Source organism: Paenibacillus sp. V4I9, from assembly GCF_030817295.1.
GTDB lineage: Bacteria > Bacillota > Bacilli > Paenibacillales > NBRC-103111 > Paenibacillus_E.
Genome location: NZ_JAUSZE010000001.1, coordinates 3371828 through 3384238, shown reverse-complemented (window position 1 = coordinate 3384238; position 12411 = coordinate 3371828). Strand labels below are relative to the sequence as shown.

Here is a 12411-nt window from a genome sequence, read left to right as displayed (position 1 = left end):
CAGCCTATTCAGCTAAAGGGCAGGTTAAGAAACCCAAGAGTCACAGTTCGTGGTAATATCTCTTGATGGAACGTACAACTCTCACAGTGTAGTTGACCACGATGAAACGTATATAAAAATATAGGTCTTGTTTTCAAGGAGGTAAAACATGGATTACATTTCACTGAAAGAAGCGATGTTAAAGGTGAAACGGTGGCCTAAAGATACCATAGCGGCGGGTCGTCGTCATACCGTTGGGCTTAAATCTGACGGCACGGTGACGGCTGTGGGTGATAATAAATATGGCCAATGTGATGTAAGCGGCTGGTGCGATATTGTGGCGGTCGCGGCTGGTAATGTTCATATGGCGACGAACACGGGTAATGCTCATACAATCGGTCTTAAATCTGACAGTACTGTGGCGGCTTTGGGTTGGAATAAGTATGACCAATGCTATGTAAACGACTGGCGCGATATTGTAGCGGTTGCGGCGGGTTGGCGTCGTACCATTGGGCTTAAATCGGATGGCACGGTGGTAGCAGTGGGCCGAAATAATGAAGGTGAATGCAATGTAAGCGGCTGGCATGATATTGTGGAGGTCGCGGCGGGTGACTGGCATACCATCGGTCTTAAATTGGACGGCACGGTGACGGCTGTGGGTAATAATCGATATCGCCAATGCAATGTAAGCGGCTGGTGCGATATTGTGGAGGTCGCGGCGGGTTATCTTCATACAATCGGTCTTAAATCGGACGGTACGGTGACGGCTGTAGGTTTGAATAAACATGACCAATGCGATGTAAGCGGCTGGCGCGGTATTGTGGCGATAGCGGCGGGTAGTAATCATACCATCGGCCTTAAATCGGACGGTACTGTGGCGGCTGTGGGTTGGAATGAGCATGGCCAATGCAATGTAAGTGGCTGGCGCGATATTGTGGCGGTTGCGGCGGGTTGCGCTCATACTCTCGGCCTTAAATCGGACGGCACGGTGGTTGCTGTGGGTGATAATGAATATGGCCAATGCGATGTAAGCGGTTGGCGTGGCATCCAACTGCCCGGCAATTAGTTTTCAATATTAATAATAAAATACACAGCGCAACTTAGGAGATGAGAGCTCAATAAACAACACCACGAAGCTGCCGCAGATCGATCGGTGGCTTCGTTGCGTTAACGGCGAACAATAGCAAAACGACTACAAAGAAAAGGCAACCGTGATAGGCTGCCTTTTCTCAACTACCATGAAAATTAAAAATCTGGCAGTCGATGAAAAAGAACAGCACTAAAGAAGACGCGGCTCATTCATTTTTTAAAAATATGCAACGCCTAGGATATTGGTATTCTCGTAGATCAGGAGACTTCTGAAATTGTAACGTTGTAGCCTAAGGTTTCGAGTCTTCGAACTGAGTTCCGTACAATAGCTCCAAGTTTTTGCTTATCAAAATAATCTTCACCTAAGTCTACATACATCTCTTTTCTTGTCAGCAGATAATAAGCGATTCTTAGCATGGCGTGGGCTACAACAATGGCTGCTCTTTTCCTACCTTTTCGTGCTAATGTTCGCCTATACATAGCACCAAGATAGTTTTTGGAAGCACCTACGGAATGCGCAGCTTCTGTTAATGCAGATTTTAAATATTTGTTTCCTTTCTTTCCCTTTGAAGACTTCCGTTTGCCCGCGCTCTCATTATGTCCAGGTACGAGTGCTGCCCAAGAACAGAAGTGAGCCGCACTTGGAAATTGGTTTTTAATATTTGTTCCTATTTCAGCTAAGATTTGTTCAGCCATTCGAGTGGCAATTCCAGGTATAGAATCTAATCGCTCTATGTCTTCCTGATCTGGGATGACTCTCTGGGCAACCTCTTGATCTAACATCTCAATTTGTTCAGTCAGAAAGTCAATATGGCTTAAAATGGTTTTAATCATCAAGCGTTGGTGAGGATTGACGTAGCCTCGAAGAGCAAGTTCGAGTTCTTCTTTTTTCTTTTTCATAGTGCGTCGAGCGAAGCTTGCTAATTTCTCAGGATCTTCTTCACCGTCTGCGATGGCGTGAAGCATGTCTTTAGACGAGACCCCCATAATATCTGAAACCACAGATCCCAGTTTGATATTTGCTCCCTCTAGCACTTTTTGAATCCGATTATGTTGTCGGGCTCGTTCTTCAATGATGCTTCGGCGATAGCGAACTAGTTCTCTTAATTCTCGTTGAATTCGGTTTGGAATGAAACTAGCTTTCAGAAGTCCATGACGAAGAAGTTGGGCGATCCATTCAGCATCTTTGACATCTGTTTTACGTCCTGGGAGAGCTTTCATATGCTGAGCATCCACGACAAGAAACTCAATATCTTCAGCTTCTAATAGGTTAACAATTGGTTTCCAGAAAACGCCTGTACTCTCCATCGCTACGTGGGTACACCCATGCTTTTTAAGTTTGAATCTCCTTTCCTTCAGGTGTCATCGTACATGCGGTAATGGAATCCTTATGTACATCCATACCACATGCTCGCTCAATGATAATATCCATTGAAATAATCCTTTCTACGGCTCTGAATATTGGGGCTGGTGCAAAAACCAAAATAGGATTAATCTACCATGCGTGCTTCCCGAAAGGGAGCGACATTCTGTGATGCACCGTGGTCGTTGGAGTCAGACTAACGGATGGGCTCTAACGCACCATAGTTGATCGACCTTCCTCACCCAGCCGTAGTAGAAGTATTCACGGATTTTATCCATTTTCATCCTCTGTGGTGCAGCGCTGATATTGCGCTGCATGTATGGCTAACGAGGAACGATAGTGGAATAAAGAGGGAGCAGATAACCACGGCAGCTGCTTCCCTCGTTTCATTGAAGTACGTCTAGGACTTTATTTTCTCATCCATGGCTATCGCTGTTTCAATACTTTTTTTACTGAGTCTGACGGCGGTTTTATGATTGGAAAAGCATGAGGACTAAACACATTCAGTCTAATAAGGACCGCGCTCGGCCGGGCGCTTCCGGAGCGACGTCTGTCGATGGAAATCTGGAAGAAATCGAGGGACCGGTTGCCAACGATGGAGATCCATAAGGACCGAGTGAGCAGCATGCAGCCGCCCCCGAACGAAGAAAAAATCGGAGTCTTCATACGTTCCTATGAGCAAAATCCTATCTGAGCTTAAGGTTAACTGCTAAGAAGATACCGTAAAAATATATCCCATCTTGAAACATTTTCCAAATCACTGCGTCTACATCATTGTAAGAAATGATAAAAACAAAAGGATGTGTAAGAGTGAACTGGAAAAATATTTATATAACGGTGTCGTTACTCTGCCTGTTGCAGCCGTTTTCAGCTACATCAGGCGTGCAAGCTGCAAGCAATACGGTAAAAGTAAGGATTCCTGATTTCCCGGTTCAGATAAATGGACAGATCATCGATAATCAGCAAAGCAAATATCCGTTCCTGTTATATAAAGATATTACTTACATGCCGCTGACTTGGGATAATACGCAAGAACTCGGCATTCAGATTGCATTTGATTCCGAGAATGGCCTGATGATAGGGCAGGGAGGCGGGTCTCATAGCGGCGGATGGTACGGCTTGAAGCTGACGAAGTTTGAGCAGGATCTATCCGCATCTAACTCCTTGTCCCGCAGTTATACCGCATCGATGCCTGGCTTTCCGATTATCATTACGGATAATTACATCGACAATTGGGATGAGACCTTTCCGCTGTTGGAGTTTCAAGACGTTACTTACATGCCGCTGACCTGGACTTATGTTCATGAATGGTTGAAACTGGACATTCTCTGGGATTCTGTCAATGGCTTGAACATTATTGGCAATCAGGAGCAGATATTGGATCGCATCTATTATGATGATAAGGATTATCTATACTTCTACCCTAACCTGGTAACAAATAAATCGCTGGGAAGCATCAAGGTGAAGAAGACCTTGGAGGAGAAGCCCGTATGGATGACCTGGGAGGAGACGGAGCAGCATAACTCCGCGATCAAAAAGTTGCTAGATCAGTATGCTGGTCAATCCGCCCGGCTCGATAAAAAGGAAGACGGGCTTTATTACCAAGGCATGAAGCTGCTGACCAAGGAGGAGATTACCGTTGACTCCAACGCGGCGGGGAATCCGACGCTCAGTAGTTTATCGGCTACACTTTACAAGCTTACGGAACAGATGTCGCTACTAGCCGTAAGCAAGGTAATCGGTTTCGGAGCTGGACATAACATGTCGGATGATCACCTTTATCTGATCCGGGACGGCAAGGCCAAGGATATCGAGTCCTTTCAGCAGATTCCGGACAGAGTCATTCCGAATGCCGACGGCAGCTTCTGGATAATTAGTAACGGAAAAGCAGTCATGCGCGGACGTATTTCTGGAGGTACACGTAAGCTGGCACTGCTTGACGCTCAAGGTAACATTCGCCTAGCTAATGATGTGTTGAACGAGTCTGATATCATTGTTCAAGGCCTGAACAATCCGGGCTTGAGGCAGCTTACGGATAAGGATGGGCGTCTGATGATTCTGCGATTCGGTTCTACAGTCGATTTTCAAGTACAAGATACGCTTGGCTTTTATCTGTTGGATACCAGCTTTCAAGTGGAGAAGCAGGAGGTTTACAACGAGCTTGCAAAAGATGCCAAGGAGCAGTACCGATTGACCGAGATATATATGGGAATCGACCGGGACCTCTACCTACGGAGCCGGATCGACAATACGATGATCAACTACACAAAGAATATAAGAGGCATGTGGTACGATCATGAGATGTTAGAAACCGAATAGTAAGACCTCTTCCCAGTCGGATGGGGGCGTTATTGATGAAAGAAAATATTAGATCCAACAAGGCTCTTTGCGTAAAACGCATAACGAATAAGATCAAAAGTATGGCAAAGAAGCCATGAATATTATTATTAAGTGAGCTTTTGTCCCCCGAAACACATCATATATGGGTGGATGTGAATGATTTTAATCGACGTGCATGCATTTTTATGAATCAGTTGGTTTTATTTATGAAGGAAGACTCTGGGATAGTTTCTTCAAGGGCAATGGATATGAACTCCTTGTATTAATGTCTGTCCTTAGACCTTAGTATAAGGGGTAAGTTATTGAGCTAACGGAAAAGTATGACAAGTTCTGCTATAAGCGACTAACTTCGTGAAAAGCAGGAGATTACAATGAGTAATCTTAACTTTACAACCGAGGATGGGAATGACGGAACCATGTATCCCGAAACCATTCCGCCAATACTCCTGCGCGCGTCATGACTAACAGGTCATGTGGTGTGAAGTACAGGTAGATTCGGCAGAACGAAGGCTGAAGCCATTCGAATAGAAAAGGTATGTGGGCGGATATGCCGCGTGGCTGAAAAACTGGATATGGTGAGAATGTTCAAACAGACTGAACTGACGAACTTCCGAATGTACAGGTCTAAAGTTAGAACATATGGAAACATATGTACCATCAAACGATGGGGTGGGCGGCGTAAAGTAAAAATTTTTTCTATGAAATACGCTATGCCGAACAATGGCGGCATTGGTCTCGCAGGCTTAGAGGAAGCACCTAAGTCCAGAAAGAATAGCTAGGATGTAAGGGACTTGGAAAGCAAGGGACGTTGCAACAAGGGCTGTTACCCGAAACGGTTGTTATAACAGATAAACCCTTAAAACCGAGGGACGGTCAGTATAGTTTAGTTATAAACGTACTTTCCAAAAAAGTGTGTGGTAAACTGTTCGAAGCACGACACTTGAGGGGGATGAAAGAAAAACTATGGAAGACTCTGTAGTTATACAAGCAGAACGAATTGCAGGCGATTTTCATCTGGAACAAGTAAAAACTTCATATCAGATCATAGGTAAAGGCATCACAAATCAGGTTTGCGTAGTCGAGACGGAGAGTCGCAAAGTTGTTGTCCGCATGAACAATAAAGATACATATCCAAGCTATATGAAGGAAAAATGGTGTATCGAGCAAGCAGCCGCGATCGGCATTCCAGGACCTGAGGTGTTGTCCATTGGTATAGTTGATGAAACCGCATATATGATTCAAGCTTTTGTTGATGGAGACAACGGGTCAGACAGTACGGTTCTCAAGTCCGATGTTTGGTGGCAGATTGGAAAATACGCCAAACTTATACATTCTATCCCAGTGAAGGGGTATGGGGAAAATCTGATTGATCCCGTCCATGGTGAGTTTCATTCACCTTCTCATGCAGGATCGGACGGCAGTTGGCAAGGGTATGTGCAGTATAATATCAATAGTTTGACGGAGTCTGATCGGTTGATTGAGCTTGGAGTAATCACTCAGATGAAATCGCAGAGAGTAAGAAAACTGTTCGAGAATTTGAAGAAAGAAACGTTCCGCTTCGGTTTAAACCATGGAGATATCTCATTAAAGAATACGATTGTCAATCAGGAAAACCAAGTTATATTGCTGGATTGGGAAAGTGCAGGAGTAAGCGTGGTACCGCATGGAGCTGTTATTCAATTGATGCATTACCAAATACTGGGACTGAAAGAAAGCCCAAATATTGAGGAATTCAAAGCGTTTTTAGACGGGTACGGTATAAGTGAAGAAGACCTTGCTGATATGAGACATTTGCTGCTATTGAGAGCGTTCGATAACCTCAGGTGGGCTATTGATCGAAGTCCGGACCTGATCGAATCCTATGCTGCGTTCGCGAAACAAGTCGTTGACATGATTATGGATTAGCAGAGATTGAGCGATGTTTTTGTATCTCAATCTAACCAAGGGTGAAGAAAATGATTGAACTAACGGAAACGATAGCACAATAATAAAACAGGCTGCCTGCATACTAGCATACTGGTAGCCTGTTCAAGTAACGGGCAGATAGTTCAATAATGTTAAAGGGTTTAGGTTGCTGTATCTCTAACGGGGAACTATAGTTGAGGAGCCTGTTTAGCGGTAGCTCCTCATTTTTATATTGAGGACGGGCAGTATAGCAGAGTTAATCACATCATTCAAATTACATAAAAAGGTAATTGTGGTTGCTCGTCGAATATATCTTTAGGATTTATGTAAAAACAATTGGAGGTATTGCTATGGAAGAAATCAAAATAAAAGGACCCACCATGGTATTACTTGTCAGTAATTTAGAAGATTCAATCGAATATTATAAGAAACTTGGATTCAAGTATGAACTAATTGGTGGACCTGATGTACAACATGTCCATATGAGTAGAGACGCGGTTACTTTCATTTTACATCCTGCGAAGAATAAAAGTGATGTTAAGCCCTTTTCCTCGGTCGAAGGTGGATTATACTTTGACGCTTTTTGTTATACAGATGTAAGACGAATTCTTGAGGAGTTTAAAACAAAAGGAATAGAAATTGTTAAAGGACATGATTTAAATGACTTTTTTAGTGAATTTACGATTAAAGATCCAGATGGATATAGAATTTCATTCGGTGGATAGAATCTGGCAATCAATACCTTCGTTACGCAACGGAAAACTATAGTTGAGGGGCTTGCTTCGCGGCAACTCCTCTTTTGTTTGCGATATCAAAAGATTATAGAGGCAAAGGCTACACCACCCAAGCCGCACAAGGAATTATTAATTATTTGTTTGAGAACACCAATATTGAGGTACTTAACGCTATAGCTATAATACGTAACATACCATCGAACAGAGTAATACAAAAATGTGGTTTCGATTTTCTAAACATGATTGAGATTAAAAACGAGAATTATAATTATTACAAACTTACTGCTGCGTTATTGTCTATTATAATTGAAAGAGCATGACTTTTGGCATAGAGCAATGAAATTTATCATGCTTTATCGATCAAATGTTGTGCTCTTTTTGATGTAAAGACATGACTTTCCACAGGTTTGCATGCGCGCTATTCTTGTTAAAATCCAAGTAATGAAAACAAAAGAAGGATAGGCGTGAAAAAATTTGGCTTAACGGTTCGATTCGTCCTTGTGGTTGTTGTTATTACATTAGTGGTTGGAACTTTGTATGAAGTAAATTGTTTTCTGAACTATTAAGAGACTGGGGTGTACGCTATCCCAATATGTACCGCGGAGGTGTAAGGGAACATGAAGGTAACAAACCGCAAATTATTGGCGCTGTCCATAACTCTGCTTGTCTTTCTTGGTTACTCCTTTTTCAGTTCAAATCACAAAAAAGACATCGTGAAAGCTCAAGATGCGATGACAACAACGAATGAAATTTCGAACACGCCAGACGAAACGGCTATTTTTGCAGGTGGCTGCTTCTGGTTGATGGAAGAGGTATTTGAGAAGCTTGATGGTGTGTTAGGCGTTGAAAGCGGCTATACGGGAGGCCATAAGGAAAATCCTACTTATGAAGAAGTGGGGTCTCAAACTACGGGACATCTCGAATCGGTGGAAGTTCGATATAACCCGAATCAGATTTCGTATGATAAACTACTGCAAATTTTCTGGCGAAACGTTGATCCAACGGATGCAGAGGGACAATTTGCTAATCGCGGCTGCGAATATCAAACCGCCATATTTTATAAAAACAATGAACAAAAGGAGTTGGCTGAGGCGTCTAGAGATGCTTTAGTAGCTTCAGAAAGGTTCAAAAAACCGATTATAACGAAGATTGAATCTGAATCGACGTTTTACAAGGCGGAAGCAGAGCATCAAAACTTTTTCATGAATAACCCGATCAGTTTCAAAATCAATTTGCTCGGCTCCGGCCGCGATGCAAGCTTAGAAAGAATCTGGGGGAGTGACAGAAACGTGAACATTCAAAAAGGTTTTAATAAGGAAGAAAAGCTGAAAACGCTGACCAAACTCCAATATGAGGTCACTCAACATGGGGTGGACGAAGAGCCATTTAACAACGAATACTGGGACAACAACGAGCAAGGCATTTACGTGGATATCGTTTCCGGCGAGCCGCTGTTTAGCTCGAAGGACAAATTTGATGCAGGTGTAGGCTGGCCAAATTTCACAAAACCACTGGAGCCCAACAATCTGATTGTGAAAAATAGCTATGGCTTTGTGTCTGTAGCTCCCGAGGTTAAAAGCAAGAATGCCGATTCCTTTCTTGGCCACAAGTTCAATAACGGTCCCAAACCAACGGGAGTACGATACTGCATTAATTCTGCGGCTTTAAAATTTATACCGAAGCATGAACTTGAAGAAAGAGGCTACGGTGCGTATGTCAAGCTTTTTGATGAACAGTCATGATGAGTTCGGTTTTCATATAAGGTAAGAAAATAATTACAATTACTTCAATCTGGAGGGGTTATACATGAGAGAAGAATTTATGTTCCATTCATTTAACAAACAACAAGACGCATTTATTGACTTAGTTAACAAATCTCCATTAGACAAACGTAAAGTTGTGCCTGCAGGCTTTAAAACTAACCTTCTATGGCATGTCGGGCATGTACTTGTCGTTACTGAGTTCCATGTGTTTGGTCTTGCAGACTTACCTCGAGTTCTTCCGGAAAACTATCAAAACTTGTTTGCACACCGTACCAAAACTTCGGATTGGACAGAAGAACCGCCAACCTGGGAGGTATTAATCGCTCAACTGAAAGAACAACGTTACCTGATACATGAGACGTTGAAAGATAAACTGGAAGTGTCTGTGAAAGAATTAACTGGACAAGTAAGATTTCGACTTATGAAAGTATAGCAGCCAAGCAACCTTCAGTGGGGCGGAATAAGGTAAGTTTTTCAATTTTCGCTTATGATCTCAACACCTTATGGATCTTTGATAATGCTTTAGGTGAATTGTATCGTTCTACAGATGGCGGTGAGAAATGGCAGTTTCTTGGTTCATCTCCATCTTTTTAAGATGTTCAGGAACGGCACGGTCCTATACAGGATGGTGCCGTTTAATTTGTGTAGCCTAAGTGATTTTCAGAGCATAAACTGATATATGCCGAATGCAAGGAGTAGAAACATATGCGACAAGTATATGGATACATTAAAAAAGTCGAGATGATTCCAATCCAATTCCCGCCGCAGCAACAGCCGTTTCAACCAGGATTGGAATGGATGATGGTGCCGCTACCAGTTTCGGAAGACCCCAACTATCGAGGAAGCGGGAAGCTGGCGGGAAAAACAGCTATCGTATCCGGCGGGGACAGTGGTATCGGCAAAGCGGTCTCCATTGCATTTGCCAAGGAGGGGGCAGATCTCGTCATTGTTTACCTAAATGAACATCAGGATGCCGAAAACACGAAACAACGCATTGAACAATTAGGGCGTAAATGCTTGGCGATCGCTGGCGATTTGGGCGATGAAAGTTTTAGCCGGTTTGTAGTAGATAAGACGCTGAACACATACGGGTCAATCGACATTCTCGTAAACAATTGTGCGGAAATGCATATTCAAAAGAGCTTCGAACAGATAAATCCTCAACAGTTGGTACGAACGTTTCAAACGAACATTTTTTCCTTCTTTTACTTATCACAAGCCGTCCTGCCTTATTTAAAGCCGGGAAGCTCGATTATTAACACGACATCCAGGGTCGCCTATCTCGGGAAGAGCGATTCGATTGACTATGCTGCTACAAAAGGCGCCATTGTAACATTTATCCGTTCGCTTGCTTTGAATTTGGTTGATCGGGACATTCGCGTGAACGGTGTCGCCCCGGGACCGGTCTGGACACCACTGAATGTATCGGCAGGGTATACGGTTGAGGAAATCATGACATTCGGTTACGAAACTCCGATGAAACGGGCCAGCCAACCGGCGGAGTTGGCCCCTGCTTATGTTTATCTAGCAAGCGACGACTCCAGATATGTAACGGGACAAATGATTCATGTTAACGGTGGTACCATTACGAATAGTTAAAACGTTAAGCATACAGCGGATAATGCTGACAGGACTACTAAGTTTCTATAAAAAATTGGGAATACGATAACAAGCCTGGGGGAAACGGAAACAGGGCTTAACCTATCAATAAGCTACCGCGTGGCAGCTTATTGTGGGGAAAAAAGCGGAACTGTTCCATGGGGTAACACTAAATCCAGAAATCACCATGTCCTGTCAACATGATCCACTGCTCTGGGTAGACAGCATGGCTTTTTTGATCAGAACAATGAGGTGCAAATTGCAGATGAGATTACGACCTGGAGTCCCGATGTATTAGTAGTTGCACTTGGAGCCCCAAAAGCTGAATTTTGGATACATAAGTTTAAAAACCAATTAAATGTTAGGATTGCTATTGGCGTTGGAGGAAGTCTCGATATCATTGCCGGGACAGTAAAAAGAGCACCAGTTAAAGAAGAAGTTAAATGTGAATTGGCTTTATCGATTAATAAATCAACCTTCTAGATGGCGAAGACAATTAATTTTGCCTCGTTTTTGCAATGAAAGCATTGTTCTAGGAATGAAGAGCAACTGTCGCTGTTGCCTGCGTGGGATGAGATGATCGCTCTGTTGAAAGAACAACACGAATATCTGTACAATACGTTCAAAGAGAGACTGGAAGAGCCTGTACCAGAAAACTTCAAGAAAACCGGAAATTTTGGAGAGCTGATGCTCACGGCTGCAGTGCATTTATCCAATCAAAATGGCGTCGTCGCCGCAATGCTGCAATTGCTGCAACAAAAAATAATAAGTAAACCAAAAACAGCTCTCGAAATTTGATTTACTCCATTTACGGTAGAGTAGTTAAACCAGCTATTGGAGTTGGAACAAATTCAGAGCAACTGTCGCCGCATAATTTGCCGCATGCTTGGAAGGTGCGATGGGTACTATATTTAAGGATGCGAATGGCTATGTACTAGCCATGAATATGGGCATCGCTATCAGAGGCCGTATAAACCAGAGTGGCTGAGGAAAGCGTTCGCGGAAGCCCATCTAGTTTGCCATATGCCAAAGCAACCCGTGGCAATATCGAATTAGTAACGAACGCAGTTGGTTTATCAGCGCACAAAAAGTATAAAATAATCCAGTAATAAAAGGAGAGTTTCGGAAATGGTAAAAATGGAAAAGAAATTGTATACGGCTACTGTAAACGTTAAAGGCGGAAGAGATGGCAAAGCTGTTTCCAACGATGGCAATCTTAACTTGGACTTGAGATATCCTAAGGAATTAGGGGGTAACGGAGCTGGAACAAACCCAGAACAACTCTTCGCCGCAGGATTTGCCGCATGCTTTGAAGGTGCGATGGGTACTATTCTTAGAAAAAAGAATATTAAAGCGGAAGGTATAACAATCGTTTCTAATGTTACGCTTGGCAAGGATGCGAGCGACGGCTATGTACTAGCCATGAATATGGACATCACTATAAGTGGCGTAGAAACAAGCGTGGCTGAGGAAATCGTCGCGGAAGCCCATCTGGTTTGCCCATATGCCAAAGCAACCCGTGGCAATATCGAAGTAGTAACTAACGTAGTTGGTTAATCAGCACACAAACCGATGAGAATAGCAACTATAAAGCACTGCCGCACCCATCTGAGTGAGAGTTCATTTCACATGGGTTTTT

The 12411-nt window shown here is 43.2% G+C and carries 12 protein-coding genes and 1 pseudogene; 12 read left to right on the top strand and 1 reads right to left on the bottom strand.

Annotated elements, in window-relative coordinates:
• The first annotated feature begins 148 nt into the window (after positions 1 to 148).
• Positions 149 to 1045 (top strand): RCC1 domain-containing protein, encoded by an 897-nt coding sequence (locus tag QFZ81_RS15790; RefSeq protein ID WP_307603474.1) that lies wholly within the window; start codon positions 149 to 151, stop codon positions 1043 to 1045.
• A gap of 281 nt (positions 1046 to 1326) precedes the next feature.
• Here the strand turns inward: QFZ81_RS15790 and QFZ81_RS15785 are convergent.
• Positions 1327 to 2500, bottom strand: a pseudogene (locus tag QFZ81_RS15785) (IS110 family RNA-guided transposase).
• Positions 2501 to 2917: 417 nt separating this feature from the next.
• On the opposite strand from QFZ81_RS15785, the gene QFZ81_RS15780 reads away from it, so the two are divergent.
• The 11 genes from QFZ81_RS15780 to QFZ81_RS15730 all read left to right on the top strand — a co-directional run bounded on the left by QFZ81_RS15780 (position 2918) and on the right by QFZ81_RS15730 (position 12329).
• Entirely contained in the window at positions 2918 to 3040 is a 123-nt protein-coding gene (locus tag QFZ81_RS15780; protein ID WP_307442799.1) for a hypothetical protein, read from the top strand.
• 201 nt (positions 3041 to 3241) lie between these two features.
• A complete protein-coding gene (locus QFZ81_RS15775; RefSeq protein WP_307603472.1) occupies positions 3242 to 4750 on the top strand; it encodes a hypothetical protein in 1509 nt (502 codons plus the stop codon).
• A gap of 984 nt (positions 4751 to 5734) precedes the next feature.
• Positions 5735 to 6676 (top strand): aminoglycoside phosphotransferase family protein, encoded by a 942-nt coding sequence (locus QFZ81_RS15770; protein ID WP_307603469.1) that lies wholly within the window; start codon positions 5735 to 5737, stop codon positions 6674 to 6676.
• A gap of 350 nt (positions 6677 to 7026) precedes the next feature.
• On the top strand, positions 7027 to 7401 hold the full coding sequence (locus QFZ81_RS15765) for a VOC family protein (protein WP_307442804.1): 375 nt from the start codon (positions 7027 to 7029) through the stop codon (positions 7399 to 7401).
• A 74-nt stretch (positions 7402 to 7475) separates the two neighbouring features.
• Entirely contained in the window at positions 7476 to 7730 is a 255-nt protein-coding gene (locus QFZ81_RS15760) for a GNAT family N-acetyltransferase (protein WP_307442805.1), read from the top strand.
• Between the two features lie 411 nt (positions 7731 to 8141).
• A complete protein-coding gene (gene msrA, locus QFZ81_RS15755; RefSeq protein WP_307449741.1) occupies positions 8142 to 9152 on the top strand; it encodes a peptide-methionine (S)-S-oxide reductase MsrA in 1011 nt (336 codons plus the stop codon).
• 64 nt (positions 9153 to 9216) lie between these two features.
• Positions 9217 to 9606, top strand: coding sequence for a DinB family protein (locus QFZ81_RS15750; RefSeq protein ID WP_307442806.1), 390 nt, complete (start codon positions 9217 to 9219; stop codon positions 9604 to 9606).
• Between the two features lie 272 nt (positions 9607 to 9878).
• Positions 9879 to 10772, top strand: coding sequence for an SDR family oxidoreductase (locus tag QFZ81_RS15745; protein WP_307442808.1), 894 nt, complete (start codon positions 9879 to 9881; stop codon positions 10770 to 10772).
• A gap of 252 nt (positions 10773 to 11024) precedes the next feature.
• The gene (locus QFZ81_RS15740) at positions 11025 to 11255 is read left to right on the top strand and encodes a WecB/TagA/CpsF family glycosyltransferase (protein ID WP_307603467.1); all 231 of its coding nucleotides are present in this window, start codon (positions 11025 to 11027) and stop codon (positions 11253 to 11255) included.
• A 75-nt stretch (positions 11256 to 11330) separates the two neighbouring features.
• Positions 11331 to 11570: a hypothetical protein gene (locus QFZ81_RS15735; protein ID WP_307603465.1), complete on the top strand. Its 240-nt coding sequence runs from the start codon at positions 11331 to 11333 to the stop codon at positions 11568 to 11570.
• A 330-nt stretch (positions 11571 to 11900) separates the two neighbouring features.
• The gene (locus QFZ81_RS15730; RefSeq protein WP_307442810.1) at positions 11901 to 12329 is read left to right on the top strand and encodes an organic hydroperoxide resistance protein; all 429 of its coding nucleotides are present in this window, start codon (positions 11901 to 11903) and stop codon (positions 12327 to 12329) included.
• Positions 12330 to 12411: the final 82 nt, after the last annotated feature.